Genomic DNA, 25,522 nt, shown 5'->3' with positions numbered 1-25,522 from the left:
TGCGTATAAAACGCACCTTTTATAATGTAATTGCGGCAATAAAGCCGAATATAAGTAACGGTATATTGTAATGTAAAAAAGTTGGTACACACGTATCCCATATATGATGGTGTTGACCATCAGCATTTAAACCGGATGTTGGTCCAAGTGTACTATCTGATGCTGGAGATCCTGCGTCTCCTAGCGCTCCGGCTGTACCGATAATTGCAATGGTGGCCATTGGACTAAATCCAAGCTGAATACAAAGAGGTACAAAAATGGTTGTTAAAATAGGGATGGTTGAAAAAGATGATCCAATCCCCATCGTAACGAGCAGTCCAATTACAAGCATAAGAAATGCAGCGAGTGGTTTGTTATTCCCAATTATATGTGCACTCGTTTGTACAAGAGATTCAACATGTCCTGTTTTTCGAAGAACAGCTCCGAACCCAGCGGCAGAAATCATAACAAATCCGATAAAGGACATCATACGCATTCCGCTTGTTAAAATTGCATCAGCTTCTTTAAGAGGTAGACTACCACTAACTGATAAAACGATAATCCCCGCTAGAGCGCCGAAAATCATTGATTCTGTTGCTAATTGAACAGTTAATGTAGCTAAGATAGATACTAGCCCGAAAGTAATGCTTCGTTTTGTATAGGGAACGATTTCATTTTCAGTAGTATGAATTTGTTCTGTTTCATACGTACGAGGTTTTCGGTATGTAATAAATACTGCCACACATAATCCGATAATCATACCGATTGCTGGAATGGTCATTGCTTTTGGAATAAGTGCGACATCAAATGTAAGACCGCTTTGCGCAGCATTTGTTTGTAATACGTCATGATAAATTTTTCCGAATCCTGCTGGAATCCACATATAAGGAGTAATCAATCCGAATGTAATAATACATGTAACAAGTCTGCGATCCACTTTCAGCTCATTTAATACTTTTAAAAGTGCTGGAATTAAGATGGGGATGAAAGCGATGTGAACAGGAATCACATTTTGTGAGAAACAAGCCATCGTTAAAATGATAAATAGAATAAGTATTTTAGAGTAAACTTGTTTTTTCGTGTCTTGTTCATTGCCAATCCACTTTAATGCAGTTTGAATCATAGCATCTGGAAGTCCGGTTTTGGAAAGAGAAATAGCGAAACCACCGAGCATTGCATAACTTAAAGCGATTGGAGCACTGTTTCCAAGACCAGTTGTAAAAGTGTTAATCGTTTCTGAAATACCGAGTCCACCGATAAGTCCGCCTGTTAAAGCTCCAACAATGATGGCGACAATGACCTGGACACGTAATAAACTAAGCAATAGCATAACTGCTACTGCAATGAGTACAGCATTCATAATAAATGTAATCTCCCCAAAATTTTATTGTGTTAAGGCAAGGAAATATGAATCACCTTGCTAGATTTATACATAGTTGCGACATATTATTATAAATTGTTTTTTATGAAATGTAAAAGAGCCTTTTGTTACTAATGTTGAAAAGCTAGCTCTTGTTTAATGGATTGTAAAGAACGAGCGAATAATTCTGGCTCTTCTAAATCGGGAGAATGTGCTGAATTTGGGAACCAAATCATCTTTTTTATCGGTGCTTCTATTACATCACAATATTCCTGAACGAGTGCATAAGGAGTTTGATAATCATAGCGACCAGAACAAAAATAAACTGGAATAGATAAACTCGTAATAGAAGAAAAGAAATCGATTGTCAACATTTCTTCCCATAAAACGCCAGATTTTAAATTTCCTGCGAGAAACTTGAACCAATCTAATAGTGTATATTCGGGAGAAAAGAAGCCTTTTCGTATGAAAGAAAAGGAAGATCCGTTTTGGATTGCACCTCCGAATGTGCCAAGCCATTTTCTTTGAATAATAAGGCGTCTCGTATCTAAAAATGGCGGTTTTCCTAATTTTAAAAGGGACGCTAATGCTTTTTTATGATTATATTTTTTTGCAGAACGAATTAAATGCTGATATAGTAATTCCTCGTTTTGTTTCATATGTACAATTTGCCCAATACCGATATAAGCCTCGATATATTGTGGATAATAGTGTGCTATGTTAAGCCCGATAATACTTCCCCAAGAATGACCAGCGAGAAATAGTTTCTGTTTATTGAACTTTTTAAGTACATATTGAATCACTTCTTTTGCATCGGAAATGAATTGTTCGATTGTAAAATTTGCTCCGAAATCTTTCATTGAAAAGGATTTACCTGCCCCGCGCTGATCCCAATTAATTACGATGAAGTGTTTCTCCAATTCTTTTTGAAAATGACGAATAAATCCGATTTGTGCCATGCCTGGTCCACCGTGACAGCATAATAAAATAGGCTGCTCTACGTTTTGCCCGCGCATAAGGAGAGCTTGTTTTCGGTTGTTAATCATAACGCTTTCCATCGTAGCGATACTATTAGGAATGAGTTTTTTATTTTCATTATAGAACTGCGGGGTATTGCTACGAAAAAGCATATTGAAAACCTCCTTTTCTAAAATCGTATGAATCGCACAGGCTATTCGTTTTGCATATACTGTTAGAAAATCATTGTAACATACCATACTAGTGTCATTTCAATATGGGAGGAGGGAAATTGTGACGATTGGAGAAATTATCGATTGTTTAAATAGGCGTGAATCCATCGCTATTATAGCAAAACGTCTTGAAATAAGCCCGTATACATTATCGAAGAAATTAAGATTGATTGGATACGAATATGATGGAGAACAGAAAAAGCGTATTTTTGTAGGAGATGGAGAAGAACCGCGTCACTTACAACTCCAAGAAGCGACAGCCCTTCAATATGCGAAGACGGATTATCAACTATTAATTTATGAACAATTACAAAGTATTTATGAGTTATTAAGAAAGAAAGAAGAAGTAATTGCGCCCATGATGAATATAAGTACAGAAAAAAAGAAACGTACCTTTTCTATTAATAAAGAAATATTAGCAAAACTAGACGTTATATCAGAATCGAAAGGAATTCAAAAATCTAAACTTGTAGAAGAGGCGTTACAACAATTTTTACAACAATATGATTTTAACAACACATCACATATTGATAAATAAAGAAAAGGATACTATGTTCATTGTAAGAACGAGTATCCTTTTTAGGTTTCACATATATGACGGATAAAAGGTTTATGTGTATCTTTTACGATGAAAAATTAAGATTGTTTATTATGAGTGTACTTAATTTGTTTTTTGAATTCTACCATCGATAATTGGCTGAATAGGTTCTTTTAATTGTTTTACGTAATCGACTAGCGCTTCAAAGTCGTTTGGACCAGTTTCTGCATTTTTACCATTTTTAAATGATACAAATCCATCACCGCCAGAAGCTAAAAAGGCATTTGCCACTACGCTATACGTTTTAGATGGAGATAATTCTTCACCGTTTGTTAAACGTATATTTGTAACTTTTTCACCGTTTGGTTTATTTGCATCCCACGTATATTGAATACCTGAAATTTGAAGCATTCTCGTCGTTCCTTTTTGCCATTGTTGATTTAAAATGTCGCGAATATCTTGACCTGTTAAATCTACTTTAATTAATTGGTTTCCAAAAGGCTGAATGCCGTATAATTCGCCCCATGTAATATCGCCAGCATCTAAGTCATTACGAATGCCGCCCGGATTCATAAGTGCGATTTGAGTTTGCATCGTTTGGCGCTGGGCATCGGCAACTAAATTTCCAAGAGTGGACTCACCAGCATCATTTTGTTTACGGTCGATAGGTGCTGTAGATTTTCCGACAACTTCATTTACAAGCGGTGCAATTTTTTCTTTATATTGATCTAGTTTTTTCTTTACTTGTTTATCAGGTTCTACACCTTCATGGTATGTTGTAACAACTTCAGCTTTTTTCTTTACAATATCTTTTGTTTTACGATCAATTGTTACATCTACATCTGAGAAAGCCATTCCGTAAGAGTTCGCTTGGACGATTAGTTTATTATTTACAGTACCATTTACATACGTGTGACTATGCCCACCAAAAATAACATCAACTTCCGGATCTGTTTCATTTGCAATTCGAGTAAGGTCTCCATTTGTCACACCAGACTCATCTGTTGTTCCACCGACATGAGCAAGGACGACAATGGATTTAACGCCAAGACGCTTTAATTGCTGCGTTGATTTATTAATTGCTTCTACTTCGTCAGTGATTTCTACATTTTTAAGCATAGTAGGCATCACGACATTTGGTGTATCAGTTGTAACTACGCCAATGAATCCTACAGGCACACCATTTACCATTTTTACAGTAAATGGCGGTAAAAATAAGCGGCCAGTGGATTTATTATAGAAGTTTGCAGCGACATAAGGGAAATTTGCACCTTTGAAATTCCCTGTTTTTTCGTGATAGCCACCGTAAATGAGACGTTTCATTTCATCAATACCTTCATCAAATTCGTGGTTTCCGATTGTACCAACATCAAATTTTAAGTCATTTAAAAATTCAATCGTTGGTTCGTCTTGTAACAATGCTGAAACTGGTGGACTAGCTCCGACAATATCGCCAGCGTGTACGAGAAGTGTATTCGGGTTTTGCTTTTTACGTTCTTTTAAATAAGTAGCTAAGTAATCAGCGCCACCAGCTTCTTTGTTATTAATTTTTTTAACAGTATCTAGTTGTCCATGGAAATCATTAATACCAAGCATTTGTACGTCTATGTAGCGGTTTTGTTCAGCTGGAGTCTGAGATGGGGGAGCAGCAAATACGCTTGAAAAAGTAATGGTGCTTAAAACAGCAATGGCAGGAATAATTTTCTTCCACATAATCTAATTCTCCTTTTTTTTATAATCTGACATCATACGACATAATTTTAATAGATTCATAGGATTATAGCTACATAAAAATTTAGTCTTTTCGAAAAATTAACATATTTACAAAAAGTGAATAATAGAGTAAAGGACCTTTTTTATTGTCGAGTTCATTGTGTATCTACTATAATGGAGAAAAAAGTAAAAGGTGAGTAGTATGAAGAAAAAGAAACAAAGACAAATGCAAAGACAAGCGCAAGTGAATCAACAAAAGAAAGAGTCGCTTACATTAGGTGATCAATTAAATGATTCACTCCTGCAGCAATTAAAGAATAAGAAGAAAGAGTTGCAAGTGAGAGAAGAGGAAAAAGTGGCAGCTGAACAGGAAAGAAAGCGCCAAGAACAAAAAGAACGTGAAAAGAATAAATCATTTGAAGAACTGTTAAGTGAAAGTAACCTTACTTGGAAAGACTTTAAATAATAACGAAAATGATCAGTGAATAACGCTGATCATTTTTTTGACGAGCTTGTAAGAAAAGGGGAGTTAGAATGAGAAAAATTGTAGTTGTTCCGCATGAAAATCATTGGGGTAAAAAATTTCAAATGGAGGCTGAAAGATTAAAAGCGGCGATGCCAGAAAAGGTGAAGGTCCATCATATTGGAAGTACGTCGGTGCCAGGACTGGCAGCGAAACCAATTATAGATATGATCATGGAAGTAGAGAGTATCGACAGAGTAGATAGGTGGAATGAACGTTTTGAAGAGCTTGGCTATATCGTAAAAGGGGAGAATGGTATTTCAAGACGCCGTTATTTTATTCATGGAACGGAGGAAAAACGCTCGTATCACTTACACGTGTTTGAAAAAGGAAACCCTGAGATAGTAAGGCATTTAGCATTTCGTGATTATATGATGGCTCATTGTGAAGAAGCTGAGGCATATGCAACTTTAAAGAAAGAATTAGCTGAAAAGTATACATATGAAGGTGCGTTATATTCGGAAGGGAAAACTGAGTTTGTACGTAATGTTGATGAAAAAGCAAAGAAATGGATGGAAAATAATGCGAATGAATGAGTTCGCATTATTTTAGAAAGTATATAAGTTTATTATGTAAACTGTACATATGTTTTGACTTTTTGGTTGAATCTTGTTCAAATAAAGTGGTGGCTTATAAAAAAATGTAATGATGAAAGGGAGACGACTGTGCACATTCCAACAACTACACTTCATAATGGCGTAAAAATGCCGATGATTGGTTTAGGCGTTTATAAAGCGAAAGAAGGCGACGAAGTAAAACAAGCAGTAAAAACAGCGCTAGAAGTTGGATACCGTTCGATTGATACAGCAGCTGTATATGAAAATGAAAGCGGTGTCGGAGAAGCAGTTCGTGAATCAGGGATTCCGAGAGAAGACATCTTTATTACAACAAAAGTTTGGAACGATGATCAAGGATACGAGGAAACACTTGAGGCGTTTGAGAAAAGCTTAAAAAAATTACAAATGGACTATGTAGATTTATATTTAATACATTGGCCAATAAGAGGGAAGTATGTTGATACGTACCGAGCATTAGAAAAATTGTATGAAGAAGGTAAAGTGCGCGCGATTGGTGTTTCTAACTTCCATAAACATCATTTAGAACTGCTATTACCAAATTGCAAAATAAAGCCGATGGTAAACCAAGTGGAACTTCATCCAATGTTAACACAATTTGAATTGCGTGATTTCTGTCAAGGTGAGCAAATTCAAATGGAAGCATGGAGTCCATTAATGAGGGGCGGAGAAGTATTTCAGCACCCGATTATTCAGGCCATTGCTACTAAATATGAAAAAACACCTGCGCAAGTTATATTAAGGTGGGATATTCAAAGCGGGATTGTGACGATTCCTAAGTCTGTTACACCATCTCGCATTCAGGAGAATTTTTCTATCTTTGACTTTTCATTAACAGAAGAAGAGATGACTCAAATTAATACGTTAAATCGTAATTTACATGTAGGAACGAATCCTGATAAATATGATACGTTATAAAAAGACGCTACCAGTATGGTAGCGTCTTTTTATCGGTGTAATGCGTACGTATCACATTTCACGATTTGCTGAAGCTGGATATATTCTTCTGTTGTTAACTGTGTTTGTTTACTAGCTTGTACATTTTCTTGCAATTGCCCAATAGAGCTTGCACCAGGTATAACAGCTGCAACAGTTTCGTTATGTAAGCAATATTGAATAGCTGTTCCAGTTAAGGAGTTTTCTCCAAGTATTTCTTTTACATTCGCAAGCGTCGCATATAATTCATCGTAAGAATAAGAAAGGTAATCTTTTTCTTTTACTCTTTCTATCTTTCTTGTATTGTTATCAGTTAATATTCCTTTCGCAAGTGGTCCGCGAGCAATAACGCTAATTTGATGTTCATTAAGAAGCTGGAACCATTCTTCAGGGCGACGATTCAAAAGGCTATATTCCATTAGAACACTAACGATATTTGATCGCTGTGCATACTCACGGATGACATTTGGACGTATAGAAGAAATACCGTAATGGCGAATGATACCTTCTTTTTTCAATTCTTCAAAGGCTTCAATTACTTCATCTATAGGATCTTCAATCGTCCCGCCGTGAAGTTGATAAAGATCAATATAATCAGTTTGAAGTCTACGTAAACTTTCTTTCACTTCAGCCTTTATGTAATTTTTAGAAGGATCCCAAGACCAGCCGTTTTTTTCTTCTGTCCATCGATTCCCAACCTTCGTTGTAAGGATAATTTGGTCTCGTTTTCCTTTTAAGGCTTTTCCAACAAATTCTTCGTTTAATCCATAATCATATAAATCCGCTGTATCAAAAAAATTGATTCCTAAATCGATTGCTTCATGAATAATACGCAGGGCTTCTTTTTCAGATGTACCGAGGGACATACAGCCAAGCCCCATTTCTGTCACAAATAAATCTGAGTTTCCTAATTGACGTTTTTTCATAGTTCAACCTCCTTCTCCTTATTCTTATTGTACGCAAGGGAAAAGAGGTTGACAAACGTTTACTTTTTAGTTGCTGTAATCCACTCTTGTACAGTTGTATACTCTTTGCCATATTGTTTTAGCTTATGGCGAATTTGCCATGCTTTTCCGACTAAAGTGACGCGATTTGGTAAAATATAAACTTTCATTTCTATCACGCTCCTTTCAATGTGGTAAAATGTATGAGGAAAGAATAGGAAATAGAACAGGGAGATGAAGTAGTATGAGTAATCTTGCAGAGAGAACAGTAAAAACTGAGCCGATTTTTGATGGTAGAGTTATAAAAGTTCGTGTTGATGATGTAGTATTACCAAATGGAGCAATGAGTAAACGTGAAATTGTAAATCACCCTGGTGCAGTTGCTATTATTGCTATTACTGATGAGGGGAAAATTGTGCTTGTTGAGCAGTATCGTAAAGCGCTTGAAAAGGCGATTATAGAAATTCCGGCTGGCAAGTTAGAACCAGGTGAAAAACCTGAGGTGACAGCAGTTCGTGAATTAGAAGAGGAAACAGGTTATGTATGTGAAAATATGGAGCTTATTACTTCTTTCTATACATCTCCAGGATTTGCAGATGAAATTTTATATGTATATAAAGCGACAGGTTTGACGAAAAAAGAAAATAAAGCTGCGTTAGATGAAGATGAGTTTGTGGAATTAATGGAAGTATCATTAGAAGAAGCAACTACTCTTATGAAAGATCTTCGTATTCACGATGCGAAGACGATGTTTGCAGTACAATATTTACAACTACAAAAATAAACACTCGCCAAAGGCGAGTGTTTTTAATTAATTTTTGCATATACGCGTGCATCACGTAAGCTACCATCTGGTGCTATGAAATCATTTTCCATTGTACCTTCTAGAATAAATTCTAAACGTTCTGCTAAGTTACATGCATTTGTATTTGTTGCATCAATACGAATTTCAATTCTTCGAGCGCTTAGCTTATCAAAGGCAAATTGAATGGCACCTTTCACAGCTTCGGTCATATAGCCTTGTTTTGTATAAGCGCTATGTAGCCAGAAGTGAAGTGAAAACTTTGGAATATCCCAGTTTTCAGGCTTGAGCGTTATAGCTCCGATGAATGTACCAGATACTTTATCGTATAAGTGAAAATCAAGTGTTTCACGAAGTAAAAACTGTCCGTGAGCGTTACGAACGATTTCTTCAGCACTTTCTTCTGTTTCAGCGTTAATTGGCATCCACGGTACTAAGTCTTCTAGAGAAGCTTGTATTGCTTCATACACTTCTGCACCATCACCTGGAAATGGCTTACGAACCTGTAAGCGTTCAGTTTGAAATAATGTTGGAAAATCTAATAATAATGGTTTCAAGAGAAATCCCTCCTATTCTCTACTTTTTAGTTTAGCAAAGTAGAGCGGAATTTCAATGTTAATTCGTCATACTTTTTTCTTTCTTTCATACATTTTTAGTAAGAGTGTGAACGGAGGGAAGAAAAATGTGGAGAAAAACTTGGCAAGACCGTGTAATGTCTCACATACAGGAAAACTCTTCATTATATATATTTAACGCTGTTTTGTTATTGATGGGAGTAATATTTGGAGCGATTCTTGTAAATAGTTTACAATTAAATCAAAAACAAGATTTATCATTTTATTTGCAACGTTTTTTTGGACAAGTTTCTAAAGGAGAATTTGCTATTGCAGGCGAAATGTTTCGAGAAAGTTACTTTTCACAATTAAAATACATTGGATTTATTTGGATTTTAGGGATTTCAATTATTGGATTGCCACTCATTTTTATTTTATTATTTGCAAAAGGAGTAGTTGTCGGATTTACAGTAGGTTTCTTAGTAAGTCAGCATGGATGGAATGGATTATTATTAGCATTCGTTTCTGTATTGCCACAAAATCTCATTATCATCCCAGTATTTCTCGTTATGACAACAATTGCCGCAAGTTTTTCCTTACGCATGATTAGGCATCAATTTATCCGAAAAATAACTGAGCCACTATTACCATTATTGATCCGTTATACATGCTTCTTTCTTGTAATTGGAGCGGTGTTAGCTCTTGCTTCTAGTGTAGAGGCTTATGCATCACCAGTTTTAATGAAAGAAGTCGTTGAGGCTATTAATAAACAATAAATACTTTATGAGAATAATTATCAATTTGTTTTTATTGTTTTTCTTTTGACAGAAGCCCTTCTTCTGATATAATGGTGTAAGAGTGGCGAGGAGGGAGTAGTACCGAATGGAAGAAAGAATTGAACGAATTAAGAAGCAATTACATGCAGCGAGCTACAAATTAACACCGCAACGTGAAGCAACAGTTCGTGTGCTGCTAGAAAATGAAGAAGATCATTTAAGCGCAGAAGATGTTTACCTCCTTGTAAAAGAAAAGTCGCCAGAGATCGGATTAGCAACCGTCTATCGAACTTTAGAACTATTATCTGAGTTAAAAGTTGTCGATAAGATTAACTTCGGAGACGGTGTTTCACGCTATGACTTACGCCAAGAAGGTGCGCAGCGTTTCCACCATCATTTGATTTGTACACAATGTGGTGCTGTACAAGAAATACAAGAAGATTTACTTGGTGAAGTGGAAAGGAAAGTAGAACATGACTGGAGCTTTAAGGTGAAGGATCATCGTTTAACATTCCATGGGATTTGTAAAAATTGTCAAGAAAATGAAACGGATGAAAAATAACCTTTTCCTATTTAACTAGGAAGAGGTTTTTTATTTGAATAAGGTATAAATTGGTGAAAGCTTGGCATATGTTGTAATAACTTATATTTTGGAGGAATTTACAATGCGCCGAGCTTTAAAATTAACTTTTGATGGGATAAAAGTATTTTTATTATTTACAAGTTGTACGATTTTGTTTTATTTCGCTATACTATGGATAAATGAAGAATATGAAAGCTATCATCGTTATGAAAAGCCAAAAGAAGAGACTGTAGAAAAAGTATCAGGGAATGAAGAGCCGGCAAAGGATGCTTTCGTAAATAGAATGATGTTTTTCTATGAAAATGGGGAGTAGTGTAGATTGGAAGATCAATTAAAAGATTTTATTCATTATATGGTTGTTGAAAAAGGACTAGCGAAAAATACAGTAGTATCTTATGAACGTGATTTAAAAAGTTATGTAAAGTATTTGCAAAATGTAGAACAAGCGAAAAACTTTCACGAAGTGACACGCTTGCACATTGTTAACTTTCTGCAGCACTTAAAAGAAAACGGAAAATCTTCGAAAACATTAGCACGTCATATTGCATCGATTCGTTCGTTTCACCAATTTTTACTTCGTGAACGAGCGGTAGAGCACGATCCATCCGTACATATTGAAACGCCGCAAGGAGAACGGAAATTACCGAAAGTATTGTCAGTTGATGAAGTAGAGGCGTTACTGCAGACACCAAAAATGACGAGCGCTTTTGGGGTTCGTGATAAAGCGATGCTAGAGTTATTGTATGCAACAGGACTTCGTGTTTCAGAATTAATTGCATTAAATTTAGAAGATGTACATTTAACGATGGGATTTGTTCGATGCATAGGGAAAGGGAATAAAGAAAGAATTATTCCACTAGGAAGTTTAGCGACGGAAGCGATTCAAAAGTATATTGAAAAGGGAAGAAGAGAATTGATGGGGAAAAAAGTAGTAGATGCACTCTTTTTAAACCATCATGGCAATCGATTATCAAGACAAGGATTTTGGAAAATTTTAAAACGATTAGCGAAAGAAGCAAATATTGAAAAAGAGCTTACACCTCATACATTGCGTCATTCTTTTGCTACGCATTTATTAGAAAATGGAGCAGACTTACGTGCTGTGCAAGAAATGCTTGGACATGCAGATATTTCAACGACACAAATTTATACGCATGTTTCAAAAACTAGATTAAAAGATGTATATAAACAGTTTCATCCGAGAGCATAGGTACTATGCTCTTTTTTCATAGATTCAAAAGGCTATAGCACTTCACAGAAACTTCACAAACATTTCGTACATTGTTTTCAGCAGAAGACTAGAATATTACAATGTATTTCCTCTATACTAAATAAAGTATGAAGGAGGAAATGATGATGAAAAAACTTATTATGACTTTATTTATCGCGATGCTAGCATTGGCTGGCTGTAATACAAACAAAGAAGAACCGAAAAAAGAACAGAAACTAGAAGCTGTAAAAGTAGCAGTTCAAACAAATCCGAAAGAAATTAAACCTGGTGAAAAAACAGAAGTACAAGCACTTGTTACACAAGGAAAAGAAAAGGTAACAGATGCTGATGATGTAAAGTTTGAAATTTGGAAAGCTGGCGACGAAAAGCACGAGATGCTAGAAGGTAAGCATAAAGGAAAAGGTGTTTATGCTGTAGAGAAAACGTTCGAGACGGATGGCGTATACCATATTATCGCTCACACAAATGCGCGTGAAATGCATGTTATGCCAGAAGTAAAAGTGGCTGTAGGAAATGCGAAAGTAGAAGATGCGAAAAAAGAAAATAGTGATCATGGTGCAGGACATGGCGATCATAAAAGCGATACAATGATTCACCTTATGGCTGGTGAAATAAAAGCAAATGTTGAATCAACAATGAAAGTTCATTTAAAACAAAAAGAAGAAGCTTTAACTGGTGCTGAAGTACAACTTGAGATTTGGAAAGATGGTGTGGAAAAACACGAATTCATTCCAGCAAAAGAAGGAAATAAAGGGGAGTATGAAACGAAACATACTTTCAAAGAAAAGGGTTCTTACAAAGTGAAAGTTCATGTTAAAAAAGGCGAATTGCATGAACATAAAGAAGAAACAGTAGAAGTAAAATAAAAAAGTAGCTCTTTAGAGCTACTTTTTTTATTTTTATCCCGAAAAATGATCAGTGAGAAAGAACAAAACCGCCACTGATTAAAATTTTACTTTATATGAAGAAATAAATCATAAAATAATTAGCACTTCTTTGCATAATGGATTACAATAGAAGTGTGAAGAAAATGAGAAATTCTACGAAAATGTATTAAAAAGAAAGCGTAAACATGTTATGATATCAGTATCAGATGTCTGACATCTGACTTAGAAAAAACTAGAAATGTTTTTGCGTCGTTTTAAGGTAAACGAAATAGGTTAGAGAATGATTTAAAGAAGTACTGTTTGATAATGAGAACGAAAGATAATTCTTATGGAGAACAGTTTCACTTTATAGCGTTTTGAACATACTACAAGAAGTAGAACTGAACTTATAGGAGGTCGCAGTTATGAATAAATATAAACGTATATTCCTAGTCGTAATGGACTCTGTTGGAATCGGTGAAGCACCAGATGCTGAACAATTTGGTGATTTAGGATCTGACACAATTGGTCACATTGCTGAACATATGAATGGGTTACAAATGCCTAACATGGTGAAATTAGGTCTTGGTAACATTCGTGAAATGAAAGGCATCTCTAAAGTAGAAAAACCACTTGGATATTATACAAAAATGCAAGAAAAATCTACTGGTAAAGATACAATGACAGGTCATTGGGAAATTATGGGTCTTTACATTGATACACCATTCCAAGTGTTCCCAGAAGGATTCCCAAAAGAATTACTTGATGAATTAGAAGAAAAAACAGGCCGTAAAATCATCGGTAATAAACCAGCTTCTGGAACTGAAATACTTGATGAACTTGGTCAAGAACAAATGGAAACAGGCTCTTTAATTGTTTACACTTCTGCTGATAGCGTACTACAAATCGCAGCACACGAAGAAGTAGTGCCGCTTGATGAGTTATATAAAATTTGTAAAATTGCACGTGAATTAACGTTAGATGAGAAGTACATGGTAGGCCGTGTTATCGCTCGTCCATTCGTTGGTGAGCCTGGAAACTTTACACGTACACCGAACCGTCATGACTATGCATTAAAACCATTCGGCCGTACAGTAATGAATGAATTAAAAGATAGTGATTATGATGTGATTGCTATCGGTAAAATCTCTGACATCTATGATGGTGAAGGGGTAACTGAATCACTTCGTACGAAGTCTAACATGGATGGAATGGATAAGCTTGTAGATACATTAAATATGGACTTTACAGGTCTTAGCTTCTTAAACTTAGTTGACTTTGATGCATTATTCGGTCACCGTCGTGATCCACAAGGATACGGAGAAGCTCTGCAAGAATATGATGCACGTCTTCCAGAAGTATTCGAAAAACTAAAAGAAGATGATCTATTATTAATTACAGCAGACCACGGTAATGACCCAGTGCATCATGGTACTGATCATACACGTGAATATGTACCGTTATTAGCATATAGCCCAAGCATGAAAGAAGGCGGAAAAGAGTTACCACTTCGTCAAACATTTGCTGATATTGGTGCAACTGTAGCAGAAAACTTCGGTGTGAAAATGCCAGAATACGGAACAAGCTTCTTAAACGAGCTAAAGAAATAGGGGGATAAACAAATGAATCGTGAACTTATTACAAAATCAGCTTCATACTTAAAAGAGAAATTTCAAGAGACACCACAAGTAGGACTAATCCTTGGATCTGGACTAGGTGTATTAGCAGATGAAATCGAGAACGCAGTAACAGTACCTTACAGTGAAATCCCTGAATTCCCAGTTTCAACTGTAGAAGGCCATGCAGGTCAACTAGTATTCGGTACACTTCAAGGTGTAACGGTAGTAGCAATGCAAGGACGTTTCCACTTCTATGAAGGATACGATATGCAAAAAGTAACATTCCCAGTTCGTGTTATGAAAGAACTAGGGGTAGAAACAGTTGTTGTAACAAATGCAGCTGGTGGTGTAAATACATCATTCGAACCAGGCGATCTTATGTTAATTTCAGATCACATTAACTTCATGGGTACAAATCCATTAATCGGACCAAATGATTCTGAAATGGGTGTACGTTTCCCTGATATGTCTACATCATATACAGTAGAGCTTCGCGAAATGGCGAAACAAGTTGCAGCAGACTTAAATATTAAAGTACAAGAAGGTGTATACGTTGGAATGACAGGTCCTGTATATGAAACACCTGCTGAAATTCGTATGCTTCGTACACTTGGCGGAGATGCAGTTGGTATGTCAACAGTACCTGAAGTAATTGTAGCGCGTCATGCTGGTATGAAAGTACTTGGTATTTCTTGTATTTCAAATATGGCAGCTGGTATTTTAGATCAGCCACTTCACCACGATGAAGTAATCGAAACGACAGAACGTGTTAAAGCTAACTTCTTAGCATTAGTAAAAGCAATCGTAAAACAAATGAAGGGGTGACCTCACAATGAGAATGGTGGACCTAATTGCAAAAAAACGTGACGGACATGCATTAACGACAGAAGAAATTAACTTTATTGTTGAAGGATATACAAATGGTGATATTCCTGATTATCAAGTAAGTTCACTTGCAATGGCAATTTTCTTCCAAGATATGAACAATCAAGAGCGTGCAGATTTAACGATGGCAATGGTAAATAGCGGTGATACAATCGACTTATCAGCTATTGAAGGAGTAAAAGTAGATAAGCACTCGACAGGTGGCGTTGGTGATACAACAACACTTGTATTAGGTCCATTAGTAGCCGCTTTAGGTGTACCGGTTGCAAAAATGTCTGGACGTGGTCTAGGACATACTGGTGGTACAATTGATAAATTAGAAGCAGTTCCAGGATTCCATGTTGAAATCGAAAATGATGAATTCATGCGTCTTGTAAATGAAAATAAAATCGCAGTTATTGGTCAAAGTGGAAACTTAACACCTGCGGATAAAAAATTGTATGCACTTCGTGATGTAACGGCAACAGTAAACTCAATTCCGCTTATTGCAAGCTCAATTATGAGTAAAAAAATTGCTGCTGGTGCAGATGCAATTGTTCTTGATGTAAAAACTGGAGCAGGTGCATTTATGAAAACAGATGAAGATGCAAAACGTTTAGCAGAAGCAATGGTACGCATTGGTAATAACGTTGGTCGTAATACGATGGCTGTTATTTCTGATATGAGTCAACCACTTGGTGAGGCTATTGGTAACGCACTTGAAGTACAAGAAGCAATTGATACGTTACAAGGTAAAGGACCGAAAGATTTAGAAGAGTTATGTTTAACGCTTGGAAGTCAAATGGTATACCTTGCTGGACAAGCTTCATCTCTAGAAGATGCACGTGAGAAATTAATTGAAGTAATGAACAACGGTAAGGCGCTAGAATCATTTAAAACGTTCTTATCAGCGCAAGGCGGCGATGCATCTGTTGTTGATGATCCTTCTAAATTACCACAAGCACAATTTAAAATTGAAGTGGAAGCGAAGGAAGACGGTTATGTATCAGAAATCGTTGCAGATGAAATCGGAACAGCAGCAATGCTTTTAGGAGCAGGACGTGCGACGAAGGAATCTGAAATTGATTTAGCTGTTGGCTTAATGCTTCGTAAAAAAGTAGGGGACAGCGTGAAAAAAGGTGAATCCCTTGTTACCATTTACGCAAACCGTGAAAATGTAGAAGACGTAAAAGCAAAAATTTATGAGAACATGAAGATCTCTAAAGAGCATGTAGATGCACCAACATTAGTGCACGGCATCGTTACTGAATAATAAAGAAGGGCCAGGGAGTATTTCTCCTTGGCTTTTTTTACTATTTTTTGTTTATAATAATAATGGGTGAAAATATGATTAGAATTTGTGCAATAACAAAAACAGATGAAGTATTATATGATGTTTCGCTAGAGGAAACAAAGAAAGACCATATTGTATGGTATTGGCTAGATTTATATAAGCCAACGAAAGAAGAGTATACATACATTTTGCAAGATCATTTTAAGTTCCATCCCCTTGCAATTGAAGACTGCATAGAATATGTACAGAGGCCAAAAGTTGATTTTTATGATGGATATAACTTTTTAGTTCTTCATGCATTTGGTGAGGATGGATTAGAACCGCACGAGATTGATTTATTTATTAGTGATCGTTATATTGTTTCTTTCCACTTTTCTCATAACAATGCAATTGAAAGAGTATGGAAAACGCTTGGAGAAAAGAAGCGTATTAAAAATAGTCCCCTGCACGTAGCGCATACAATTATCGATCAAATTGTAGATGACTATTTTGCGCCTGTATATTACATTGAGGATCATTTAAATGCAATTGATGATAATTTAACGGGTGAAACGGCAGGAAGTGTACTAGAAGAGGTATTTGATATACGTGCAGATCTATCGAAGTTAAGACGTACAATTATTCCGATGCGTGATTTATTGTATCGTATTTTAAATTCGACTCGTTTTTACGGTATAAGTGATCATGAAATTTATTTTAAAGATATACATGATCATTTGCTTAAACTGACTGAAATGATTGAAGCAAGCCGGGAGTTAACAGCAGATATTCGAGATAGTTACTTTTCATTAAACTCGCATCATATGAATAACATTATGAAAACACTAACTGTATTCTCGACTATTTTCATGCCATTAACATTTATTGCGGGAGTATATGGAATGAACTTTACGCATATGCCAGAGCTCGGTGGACAATATAGTTATTTTATTTGTTTACTTATTATGGCACTAATTGGCGGCGGCATGATGGCTTGGTTTTATAAAAAAGGATGGTTTAAATAAAAAACACCGAGGGAAATTCCTCGGTGTTTTTACTTAACCAATAGCATGTAATACGAACATGGCTAAGAATAAGCATGTAATGATATACATAGACGGTGCGACTTCTTTACGCTTTCCAAGAGCAACTTTTAAGATAGGATAAGCAATAAATCCGAACGCAATGCCATCAGCGATACTATATGTGAGCGGGATCATGACGATAATTAAGAACGCAGGAAATCCTTCTGAAAAATCATTCAGAGGAATTTGTTGAATGCTTGTAATCATCAGGCCGCCAATAATAATTAAGATTGGTGCAATGGCACTATCAGGAATTAGTTTGACAAACGGAAGTGCAAACAGTGATGCAAAGAATAACAACCCTGTAACGATAGACGTCAGACCTGTCTTTCCACCTGCAGTAATACCCGCGGCACTCTCTACTGTTGATACGGTAGGGCTTGTGCCAAATAGACCACATGTCATTGCTGAAATTGCATTGGCTTGGTAAGCACGTGGGAATTTACGGTCATCTTCTAATAAACCGTGCAATAGTCCCATGTTCTCAAAAATAAGCACCATGCTTAAGGAGAATGTTGCAATCCAAAACGGTAAGGAAGAAAGTTTGCCAAATGACATAGCTCCAAATACATCGCCGTAATTAGCGAATGAGAATGAGCTATTTCCGATTTGACTTGTATCAACAAGGCCAAATAGCCATGCAATACCAGTTCCTATTGCAATCGTCCATAAAAAGTTTCCACGTACGTTACGAATAAATAGCACAAGTGCAACGATAAGAGTAAGCACGGTCGCAAGAACGACAGGGTTACTTAATTTACCCATTGCAACAGCAGTATTTGGATTCGAAACGACTAAACCACCTTTTTGCAATCCGATAAACGCTAAAAACAATCCGATACCGACAGTAATAGCTTCCTTTAATGACTTTGGAATCGATACTGAAAGCACGCGAGCGATTGGTGTAAACGCAGCAATTGCAAAAATAATACCAGAGATGAAGACAGCTGCTAATGCTTCCTGCCAAGTTAATCCGAGCGTATGCACAGCAGTGTACGTGAAGAATGCATTTACACCCATACCAGGGACAAGAATAGCAGGTGCATTTGCCCAAAATGCCATGAGCAGACATCCGACAAATGAACTGAAAACAGTTGCTAAAATTCCAGCTTCAAGAGGAATGCCAGCATCGGATAAAATGGATGCATTTACAATCATAATATATACGATCGTAAAAAATGACGTAACTCCAGCTAAAACTTCTTGTTTTGGTGATGTTTCGTGTAAACCTAATTTAAATGTTCTTTCAAGTATTCCTTTCATGTTAAACCTTCTTTTTCATATCCCTCTCCCACCCGTGATATCTCTTTCGTAAGAGCTCACCGTCCTTTATTATATCAGAACATCATGTTTTTACAACAAGGAAAATGATAACGTTTACTTATAAATGAAATTATTTATAAATACGTAAAGATCGCCCTTATTGTAGAAATGATTTCTAGTTCTCCCGATTGAATGGGAGGAGCTGCTTGTGCATGTAAAGTAGCATAGGACGCAACTTCCCGTGGTAATTGAGCAGATTCTTCAACGAATGAGAGTGGAACAGGATTAATGTTTAAATTGTATGTACTCGCAATAGCACGAGCTTTTTCTACCGCTTGTTGCAGAGCTTGAATGAGAGCTTGCTCATAATATTTATTTGGGTGAGATATTCGAAAACGTAATCCTTTTGCTACGTTTGCTCCATTTGAAACGGCTATATCATATACTTCCCCTGCTTTTTGTACATTTAAAACGGTAATTTCATACAAATGTTCCACACGATATCCTTGTAGTAATGCTTTATCATTTACATACTCGTATTGAGGAGTGATCGTATAAGAAATCGTTTCTATATCTTTATCAGCGATACCAAGCTGTTTAAGTGCATCCAGTAATTGTTTTGATTGTACTGCATTTTCTTCTTGCGCTTGTTTCACATTTTTACTATCAGTTCGAATGCCAAGTGTTAGTATAACGACATTTGGTTTCGCTTTAACAACACCTTCACCTTGTACAGTAATAGTCGCTTCTTTACCAGTATTAGCTGTGCGTACATTGTGTAAATAAGGATTCATTCCACCCTGCATTTTCCATCACCATCCTTTTTATATGTATATGTGTGAACAAAAAAGAAATTTGTATGAAAAAAGTTACATAAATGAGAATGTTGAGGAAAGAAAGGATATACAACGAGGGTATTTATAGATTATAATATGTGTAAATATGATAAAAAAGGGACGAGGCTAGTGAACGAAAAAAGAGAAACACTGATTTTAGAGTTATCCGGATCATTTCGAAAGATGATACGTTTATTACAAAATGATATTAATACACGTTTTGCAGAACATATGCCATATAATGAATTTTCTGTATTACGCGCGTTATTTTTAAACAGTCCACAGATGGCTTCGCAAATTGCGAGTGAAGTAAACGTAACCTCCAGTCATATTACAGCTGTTACAGATCGTCTTGTACGAAAAGGATTAGTAGAAAGAAAACGTTCTAATTCAGATCGTCGTATCGTGTACTTAGAAATTACAGAGCACGGAAGAGAAGTAACTGAAAAACTAGAAGCTGTACGAAAAGAATATTATAAAGAGAGATTTAAAGGTTGGAGCGACCAAGAAATAGAAATGGTGTTAGAGCTATTTGGCCGCGTATTATAATAAATGAGGATAGGGAGCGACAGCTTTCCTATCCTTTTTCTTTTGAATAAAAACATTTTGAAACTCCAATACTTTAATTAAAAAGAATCGGAGTGAAAAATTATGAAACGTATTTCTATGCTTTTCATTATGATTGGAAGTTTATTCTGCTTTCATCAATTCGCGGATGCCGCAACGCCTCTACAAGTCGTTCAGAAAGAATTACAACATATTTCAAATAAGCAACCTGTTTTATATTCAAAACTATGGATTCGCTCAATGCAGAATGCTATTTTATTTCATCATAGTGATAACATTCGGCATGAAGATACGATAAGCAATGTAACAAAGTCTTCTCTTGTAAAAGTAAAACAACTGCCACTTCAGAAAGCGTCACAGTATATCCCGAGATTATCGCAATATATTTCTAAGTTTGAGGCTGAGAATGTACAAGTGTATTATGTTGCAGCGCGTTACGAAGTGAAAAAAGAAAATCCATATCAGTTAAATGGTATGAATTATTTTATGCAAGTGTTTATTCAACAAGGGGGAGAATGGAGAATTGCTGAAAGTATAGTTGCTCCAACAGATCAAATCGTGGCAAATGGTGATGGGTTTGGAACGAAGCAAGAAAAAGAATATGGGAAAAGAAGAGAGAATGTAAAATAACCTCCTCATCAAGAGGAGGTTATTTTATTTGAAATTCCAAGAGACTTTCCATTTTAATATTTTAGGTAGGAAGAAATACGTAATGAAACTAGTCACTAAAAATCCGATGTAAAAGCTGGACAATGAGTGCGCTCGACTTAGTATTAAACCTCCAACGATCCCACCAAAGAAAATCGCACAAGCTAAAACTACTTTTTGTAGTTTTGGATATAATAAGTAGTTACCATTTCGCTCATTGACTGAACGGGCATATAAATATATACCGAGTGGTAATAAAATAATGATATGTGCGATAGGGCCAAGCAATGTTTTTGCTGGGGGAATTTTTGTAAAGTTTGGTTCGTTATGACGTACTCCATTTTGATCAGTATAAGCGCTTTGTGGATCATAATTAAAGTGAATACGAAAATCTTCTGCTGGACTAGAAATACGTATGTTTTCCATAACATCATGTATTATGCCATTGTTCTCATGAAAGTCGGCATTCGAGTGAACAGCAATGACTCCTGATATTAGAGATGGAAGTAACGCTGGGAAGATTAATATAGCTGCAGTAAGAAATCCTTGCGATATCACATTTCCAGCGATTGTTCCTATACATAAGGCAAGTGTATAAATAGCAATTAATACAATTAACATGTATATAAAGTAACGATGAAAGGGGGAGAATACTTGATATTTATTATGAAAAGTCAACTTTTTCATAATAGCAAATAGTCCCCAGTTTAGAACGACAACAGCGGCGATATTACAGATTCCAAACAACCACTTTGTTATATAGAGGTGCGAACGTTTAAAGGGCATAGACCATAACAAGTCGCTAGCGTTATTTTGTCTTTCCCATCCAATTAATGTACAAGCTAGCAAGATAAGCACACTACCTAACAGTATGACGGGATTTATGAGTGTTAAATCAAAATTGTAATGATATACATAGTTCCATTTTTTATTGTCATTTAGAAATTGTTGTTGTTGAATAGAAGTCATATAGTAGTAATATGACAAAGTATAGAAGCTGACGAGCCAAAATAACCATACAACATATTTACTTTGTTGATACGTTCTTAGCCATAGTGCTTTTTGAAACATAGGATCTCTCCTTTAAAAAACTTTATAATTTGTTAGGCGTGATAATATAACATAAGTAATGATTCCAGCGAGAAACAAACAAATATAGTAGTTAAGTAAGAAATGAAATTGATTTAGTTTATAGCCACCTAGTAATGCAAAGTAAATGGTTGTCCCCCATATACATATTCGTAAATGTTTTTGGAAAATAAATATCTTTTGACTGTTTTCATTTGGTGATCGTGTATATAAATATGTTCCAAGTAGTAAGTAAACTATTGTATAAAAAATAGGGACTAACATCGATTTAGCTGAATAATAGTGATAAGATGCTGGATCTCTTAAAGTAGTTGAGTCCTTTTCTTTTTTACGTGATTCAGGATCATAATGGTAATAAATCGTGAAATTATATATTGGTGCAACTATATTTGTTTTTTGATTAATTTCGTAAAGTTGTTCATATAACTTATAATTTTTAGGATCGGTAGCTTCTAAGTGATTTATCGTAAAAGTGTACACTAGTGGAATAAATGTAAGCCCCATTAGTAACCAAGGAATACAAAAAACAACCTGCGAAACAACGCTTCCAGTAAAAGTACCGATGCATAGTGCAGCTGTATATACTGCTGCATAAGAAACAATCGCATAAAGAAAGTATCGATGAAATGGACTAAATGATTGATACTCAAAATGAATAGTTGTTCTATAAATAACATACATAAGAATCCAATTTATAAGTAACGAGCTCAAAATACAAAAGGAACCAAAAGCCCATTTAGATAAGAAGACATCTTTTCTTTTAAAAGGCATCATCATAAGTAGTGTATTCGATTGGTTGCTACGTTCCCATCCTATCAATAAGCAGGCTAAAGCAATGACAAGAACAGTTAACCAAAAACTATTACCTTCCCCTGGCGAAAAGGCATAAAAATAATAATACTGTTTCCCTTTTTCTTGTAATTCGTAATACTCAGCAAGTTGTCTCTGAGCACTTTTATAGTAGCCAAAAGATAACAAGTAAAGCGAACTAAAGAAGAAGAGTAACGCAGCATATTTCCCGCGCTTCCAATTCCACATCCACAACGCCTTATGAAACATACCCATCCTCCTCCAGTGTCGTAACGAAGACATCTTCAAGTGACATTGTTAATTCTTCAATGAGTATAGGTTGTTCTTTATAAAACTTCTCCAGTGTTGTAGCCACATTTCCCTCAATTAAGATTGTATATACTTTTCCTGTTTGATTTAATATTTTAATATTGCTTAAGTTTTCTAGTTTTTGAGGTAATGAACGTTCGTAAGCAACTTGGATTTTAGCAAATCGTGATTTTGCATCGTCTAGTGATGTAATAGACGAGACAGTATGGCCTTTTAATATAATGATTGTATCTGCAATTTGTTCCACTTCATCTAAATGGTGAGTTGAGATGAAAATGGTAATTTCTTTTTCTGCAACTTCTCCAACGAGAAACTGTAAAATCTGCCTTTTCACGATAGGATCAAGTCCATTTGTCGGTTCATCTAAAATGATATATTCTGCTTTTGTAGAAACAGCTAAAATAATTGCAAGCAGTGCTTTCATGCCTTTTGAATAGCTACGAATTCGTTTGTTTGGTAAGTTAAAACGTTCTAACAGTTCATAGAAATATGCTTCATCAAATGCGGTATAAACTTCTTTATAAAACTTTACAATTTCTTTTATCGTATAGCCGTTCAATATGTTAGTAGAATCCGGAACATATACGATTTTTTGCTTTATTTCAGGACATTGATGAATGTTTGTATCTTCATATGTAACAGTCCCTGCATCAGGGTCTAAAATACCGACCATCGTTCGCAATAAAGTTGTTTTCCCCGCACCGTTTCTTCCGAGTAATCCGATGATACTCCCTCTTTGTAATGTGAAAGAAACATCGTCTAAAATCGTTTGATTATCAATTGTTTTCTTCAGGCTTGTCACTTTCAGCATCTGTATTTCCTCCAATCTCTTTATAGTATGAATCTATCCAATCATGAATTTTATCTTTCGTAACACCAAGATAAGAGGCTTCTAATAGTAATTGATGAAATTGCTTTTCAACCATAGCGATTTTCCTTTCGTCTAATGTTGGGGTAATCGATTGGGATACAAATGTTCCTTTTCCTCGTAATGTTTCAATAATCCCTTGTCGCTCTAACTCTTGATACGCTTTACTCACTGTATTTGGATTGATAACGAGTAAAGAAGCGAGTTCGCGTACAGAAGGAAGTTTGTCACTTGGAGCTAACATGTTCTTCAATACGAGTTCTTTTATATTTTGAACAATTTGTTCCCATATCGGAGTGTTGCTTCTTGGATCAAGTTGAATATGCAAGAGCAATGTCTCCTTTCTGACATGTATTAAGTGTACTACTTCATGTAATACACTTAATACAATAAAGGTGATGAATGTGTTTGTCAACCGAAAATGTTAGAAAAATATGGTATTAAAAAATGAAGAATTGGAAAAAATAGGTTTGATATAGAATGGAGGGTTAGTCATGAAGCGAGTTTTTGGAATACTTGTTTGTTTCATGTTATTGCTTTCTGGTACTTCAGTTAGTTTCGCACAATCTGAGAAGACGAAGCAGGAGAAAACAGAAGAAACAACGCCGAAGTTAGCGGAACAAGCGTCATCAGCAATTGTAATTGAACAAGATACAGGTAAAGTTTTGTTTGATAAAAATCCAAATGAGAAGTTACCACCTGCTAGTATGACGAAGATTATGACAATGCTATTAATTATGGAACAAGTTGAAAAAGGAAAATTAAAACTGACCGATAAAGTGAGAGCAAGTGAGCATGCAGCTTCAATGGGTGGATCACAAATTTTTTTAGAGCCTGGAGAAGAGATGACCGTAAATGAAATGCTAAAGGGTATTGCCATTGCATCTGGAAATGATGCGTCTGTTGCAGTAGCGGAGCATATTGCTGGTTCAGAAGAAGGTTTTGTAAATATGATGAACAAAAAAGCGAAAGATTTAGGACTGAAAAATACTCATTTTCAAAATCCGACTGGTCTTCCGGCTAAAGACCATTATTCCACAGCGAATGATATGGCTATAATGGCAAAAGAATTGATGAAATATCCACTTATTCGCAAATACACAGGAAAATATGAAGACTATTTACGTGAAGATACGGATAAGAAGTTTTGGCTCGTTAATACGAATAAGTTAGTACGTTTTTATCCGGGAGTAGATGGTGTAAAAACGGGCTTTACGACAGAAGCAAAATATTGTTTAACAGCATCGGCTGAAAAGAATGGGATGCGTGTTATTTCAGTTGTTATGGGAGCACCTACATCGAGAGAACGGAACAATCAAGTAACGAAGCTTCTTGACTACGCATTTGGTCAATATATGACAAAGAAATTGTATACACGAGGCGAAAAAATTAAGACTGTCCAAGTAGGAAAAGGGAAAAAAGAAAAAGTAGATTTAGTTGCGTCAGACAATGTATCTCTTCTTATGAAGAAGGGCGAAAATATGGACAAGGTAAAGCAAGAGGTAATTGCTGAAAAGAAAGTGAAAGCGCCGATTAAAAAGGGCGATGCACTTGGTACACTTGTAATTAAAAAAGATAAAGATGTTTTATTAAAACAAACAATTGTAGCAAAAGAAGATGTTGCTGCAGCGAGCTGGTGGGAGTTATTTAAAAGAAGTTTTGGGATGTTTTCAACATCAAAATAGCGGCAAACATTTTGCCGCTTTTCTATTCGTATGTAA

Annotated in this window: 29 protein-coding genes; 17 read left to right on the top strand and 12 right to left on the bottom strand. The window is 35.8% G+C overall.

Translation table 11 applies throughout. The features are described 5' to 3' along the window. Positions 1-19: 19 nt before the first annotated feature. Positions 20-1,339, bottom strand: a complete 1,320-nt coding sequence (locus ACTFRN_RS03210; RefSeq protein ID WP_000994774.1) for a Na+/H+ antiporter family protein — start codon at positions 1,337-1,339, stop codon at positions 20-22. A 131-nt stretch (positions 1,340-1,470) separates the two neighbouring features. Further along, positions 1,471-2,469, bottom strand: coding sequence for an alpha/beta fold hydrolase (locus tag ACTFRN_RS03205; protein WP_000898951.1), 999 nt, complete (start codon positions 2,467-2,469; stop codon positions 1,471-1,473). Positions 2,470-2,590: 121 nt separating this feature from the next. Between ACTFRN_RS03205 and ACTFRN_RS03200 the strand changes: the two genes are divergently transcribed. Continuing rightward, on the top strand, positions 2,591-3,067 hold the full coding sequence (locus tag ACTFRN_RS03200) for a ribbon-helix-helix domain-containing protein (protein WP_000151910.1): 477 nt from the start codon (positions 2,591-2,593) through the stop codon (positions 3,065-3,067). Positions 3,068-3,190: 123 nt separating this feature from the next. On the opposite strand, the gene ACTFRN_RS03195 is transcribed toward ACTFRN_RS03200, so the two are convergent. Further along, positions 3,191-4,780 (bottom strand): bifunctional metallophosphatase/5'-nucleotidase, encoded by a 1,590-nt coding sequence (locus ACTFRN_RS03195; protein WP_000265542.1) that lies wholly within the window; start codon positions 4,778-4,780, stop codon positions 3,191-3,193. 202 nt (positions 4,781-4,982) lie between these two features. Between ACTFRN_RS03195 and ACTFRN_RS03190 the strand changes: the two genes are divergently transcribed. The 3 genes from ACTFRN_RS03190 to ACTFRN_RS03180 all read left to right on the top strand — a co-directional run bounded on the left by ACTFRN_RS03190 (position 4,983) and on the right by ACTFRN_RS03180 (position 6,796). Continuing rightward, positions 4,983-5,246, top strand: coding sequence for a YqkE family protein (locus tag ACTFRN_RS03190; protein WP_140383338.1), 264 nt, complete (start codon positions 4,983-4,985; stop codon positions 5,244-5,246). 68 nt (positions 5,247-5,314) lie between these two features. Beyond that, positions 5,315-5,839, top strand: a complete 525-nt coding sequence (locus ACTFRN_RS03185) for a GrpB family protein (protein ID WP_001227175.1) — start codon at positions 5,315-5,317, stop codon at positions 5,837-5,839. Between the two features lie 129 nt (positions 5,840-5,968). Further along, on the top strand, positions 5,969-6,796 hold the full coding sequence (locus ACTFRN_RS03180; protein ID WP_000547981.1) for an aldo/keto reductase: 828 nt from the start codon (positions 5,969-5,971) through the stop codon (positions 6,794-6,796). Between the two features lie 29 nt (positions 6,797-6,825). On the opposite strand, the gene lolS is transcribed toward ACTFRN_RS03180, so the two are convergent. Then, positions 6,826-7,740 (bottom strand): aldo/keto reductase, encoded by a 915-nt coding sequence (lolS, locus tag ACTFRN_RS03175; RefSeq protein ID WP_000747196.1) that lies wholly within the window; start codon positions 7,738-7,740, stop codon positions 6,826-6,828. A 59-nt stretch (positions 7,741-7,799) separates the two neighbouring features. Continuing rightward, on the bottom strand, positions 7,800-7,928 hold the full coding sequence (gene mciZ, locus ACTFRN_RS03170) for a Z-ring formation inhibitor MciZ (RefSeq protein ID WP_000870299.1): 129 nt from the start codon (positions 7,926-7,928) through the stop codon (positions 7,800-7,802). 74 nt (positions 7,929-8,002) lie between these two features. On the opposite strand from mciZ, the gene ACTFRN_RS03165 reads away from it, so the two are divergent. Continuing rightward, positions 8,003-8,542 (top strand): NUDIX hydrolase, encoded by a 540-nt coding sequence (locus ACTFRN_RS03165; RefSeq protein ID WP_000067038.1) that lies wholly within the window; start codon positions 8,003-8,005, stop codon positions 8,540-8,542. 23 nt (positions 8,543-8,565) lie between these two features. On the opposite strand, the gene ACTFRN_RS03160 is transcribed toward ACTFRN_RS03165, so the two are convergent. After that, positions 8,566-9,117 carry a GNAT family N-acetyltransferase gene (locus ACTFRN_RS03160; RefSeq protein ID WP_000803491.1) on the bottom strand — a complete coding sequence of 184 codons (552 nt, stop codon included), beginning with the start codon at positions 9,115-9,117 and terminating at the stop codon, positions 8,566-8,568. A 155-nt stretch (positions 9,118-9,272) separates the two neighbouring features. Here ACTFRN_RS03160 and spoIIM point away from each other — a divergent pair, with 155 nt between their 5' ends. From spoIIM to corA, 9 genes are all read left to right on the top strand, one after another. Continuing rightward, entirely contained in the window at positions 9,273-9,890 is a 618-nt protein-coding gene (gene spoIIM / locus ACTFRN_RS03155; protein WP_223290733.1) for a stage II sporulation protein M, read from the top strand. Positions 9,891-9,996: 106 nt separating this feature from the next. Continuing rightward, a complete protein-coding gene (gene fur, locus ACTFRN_RS03150; protein ID WP_000392655.1) occupies positions 9,997-10,452 on the top strand; it encodes a ferric iron uptake transcriptional regulator in 456 nt (151 codons plus the stop codon). A 103-nt stretch (positions 10,453-10,555) separates the two neighbouring features. Continuing rightward, complete coding sequence (locus ACTFRN_RS03145; RefSeq protein WP_001250432.1) at positions 10,556-10,786, top strand: YqzK family protein; 231 nt, start codon at positions 10,556-10,558, stop codon at positions 10,784-10,786. Between the two features lie 6 nt (positions 10,787-10,792). Beyond that, the gene (xerD, locus tag ACTFRN_RS03140) at positions 10,793-11,683 is read left to right on the top strand and encodes a site-specific tyrosine recombinase XerD (protein WP_074567418.1); all 891 of its coding nucleotides are present in this window, start codon (positions 10,793-10,795) and stop codon (positions 11,681-11,683) included. Positions 11,684-11,826: 143 nt separating this feature from the next. Then, on the top strand, positions 11,827-12,570 hold the full coding sequence (locus ACTFRN_RS03135) for a FixH family protein (RefSeq protein WP_124878161.1): 744 nt from the start codon (positions 11,827-11,829) through the stop codon (positions 12,568-12,570). 425 nt (positions 12,571-12,995) lie between these two features. Continuing rightward, positions 12,996-14,180 (top strand): phosphopentomutase, encoded by a 1,185-nt coding sequence (gene deoB / locus ACTFRN_RS03130; RefSeq protein WP_001046082.1) that lies wholly within the window; start codon positions 12,996-12,998, stop codon positions 14,178-14,180. A gap of 12 nt (positions 14,181-14,192) precedes the next feature. Then, the gene (locus ACTFRN_RS03125; protein WP_001078446.1) at positions 14,193-15,014 is read left to right on the top strand and encodes a purine-nucleoside phosphorylase; all 822 of its coding nucleotides are present in this window, start codon (positions 14,193-14,195) and stop codon (positions 15,012-15,014) included. A gap of 7 nt (positions 15,015-15,021) precedes the next feature. Further along, complete coding sequence (locus ACTFRN_RS03120) at positions 15,022-16,326, top strand: pyrimidine-nucleoside phosphorylase (protein ID WP_088106421.1); 1,305 nt, start codon at positions 15,022-15,024, stop codon at positions 16,324-16,326. Between the two features lie 62 nt (positions 16,327-16,388). Further along, positions 16,389-17,351, top strand: coding sequence for a magnesium/cobalt transporter CorA (gene corA, locus ACTFRN_RS03115; RefSeq protein ID WP_001998197.1), 963 nt, complete (start codon positions 16,389-16,391; stop codon positions 17,349-17,351). A 33-nt stretch (positions 17,352-17,384) separates the two neighbouring features. On the opposite strand, the gene ACTFRN_RS03110 is transcribed toward corA, so the two are convergent. Together ACTFRN_RS03110 and ACTFRN_RS03105 are read right to left on the bottom strand one after the other, a co-directional pair. Then, on the bottom strand, positions 17,385-18,674 hold the full coding sequence (locus ACTFRN_RS03110; protein ID WP_000676248.1) for an NCS2 family permease: 1,290 nt from the start codon (positions 18,672-18,674) through the stop codon (positions 17,385-17,387). Between the two features lie 134 nt (positions 18,675-18,808). Further along, a complete protein-coding gene (locus ACTFRN_RS03105) occupies positions 18,809-19,480 on the bottom strand; it encodes an SIMPL domain-containing protein (RefSeq protein ID WP_001161454.1) in 672 nt (223 codons plus the stop codon). Positions 19,481-19,639: 159 nt separating this feature from the next. Here ACTFRN_RS03105 and ACTFRN_RS03100 point away from each other — a divergent pair, with 159 nt between their 5' ends. Continuing rightward, a complete protein-coding gene (locus ACTFRN_RS03100) occupies positions 19,640-20,059 on the top strand; it encodes a MarR family winged helix-turn-helix transcriptional regulator (RefSeq protein WP_001003315.1) in 420 nt (139 codons plus the stop codon). A 102-nt stretch (positions 20,060-20,161) separates the two neighbouring features. After that, positions 20,162-20,707, top strand: a complete 546-nt coding sequence (locus ACTFRN_RS03095) for a hypothetical protein (RefSeq protein ID WP_073543118.1) — start codon at positions 20,162-20,164, stop codon at positions 20,705-20,707. Between the two features lie 24 nt (positions 20,708-20,731). Here the strand turns inward: ACTFRN_RS03095 and ACTFRN_RS03090 are convergent, their stop codons facing one another. The 4 genes from ACTFRN_RS03090 to ACTFRN_RS03075 are packed head-to-tail and all read right to left on the bottom strand — an operon-like array spanning position 20,732 to position 24,129. Then, positions 20,732-21,796 carry an ABC transporter permease subunit gene (locus tag ACTFRN_RS03090; RefSeq protein ID WP_088106422.1) on the bottom strand — a complete coding sequence of 355 codons (1,065 nt, stop codon included), beginning with the start codon at positions 21,794-21,796 and terminating at the stop codon, positions 20,732-20,734. 12 nt (positions 21,797-21,808) lie between these two features. Continuing rightward, positions 21,809-22,873 (bottom strand): ABC transporter permease subunit, encoded by a 1,065-nt coding sequence (locus tag ACTFRN_RS03085; RefSeq protein WP_088106423.1) that lies wholly within the window; start codon positions 22,871-22,873, stop codon positions 21,809-21,811. After that, entirely contained in the window at positions 22,863-23,744 is an 882-nt protein-coding gene (locus ACTFRN_RS03080) for an ABC transporter ATP-binding protein (protein WP_088106424.1), read from the bottom strand. The genes ACTFRN_RS03085 and ACTFRN_RS03080 overlap by 11 nt, the downstream gene beginning before the upstream one ends. Further along, a complete protein-coding gene (locus ACTFRN_RS03075; RefSeq protein WP_017673592.1) occupies positions 23,710-24,129 on the bottom strand; it encodes a GntR family transcriptional regulator in 420 nt (139 codons plus the stop codon). Before ACTFRN_RS03075 ends, ACTFRN_RS03080 begins: the two co-directional genes overlap by 35 nt. 166 nt (positions 24,130-24,295) lie before the next feature. Between ACTFRN_RS03075 and dacF the strand changes: the two genes are divergently transcribed. After that, on the top strand, positions 24,296-25,486 hold the full coding sequence (dacF, locus tag ACTFRN_RS03070; protein ID WP_088106425.1) for a serine-type D-Ala-D-Ala carboxypeptidase DacF: 1,191 nt from the start codon (positions 24,296-24,298) through the stop codon (positions 25,484-25,486). Positions 25,487-25,522: the final 36 nt, after the last annotated feature.

Source organism: Bacillus cereus group sp. MYBK245-2 (assembly GCF_051916145.1).
Classification (GTDB): Bacteria; Bacillota; Bacilli; order Bacillales; family Bacillaceae_G; genus Bacillus_A; species Bacillus_A pacificus.
Note: the sequence above shows the minus strand (reverse complement) of the source record. Positions and strands in the feature narration are given on the sequence as shown.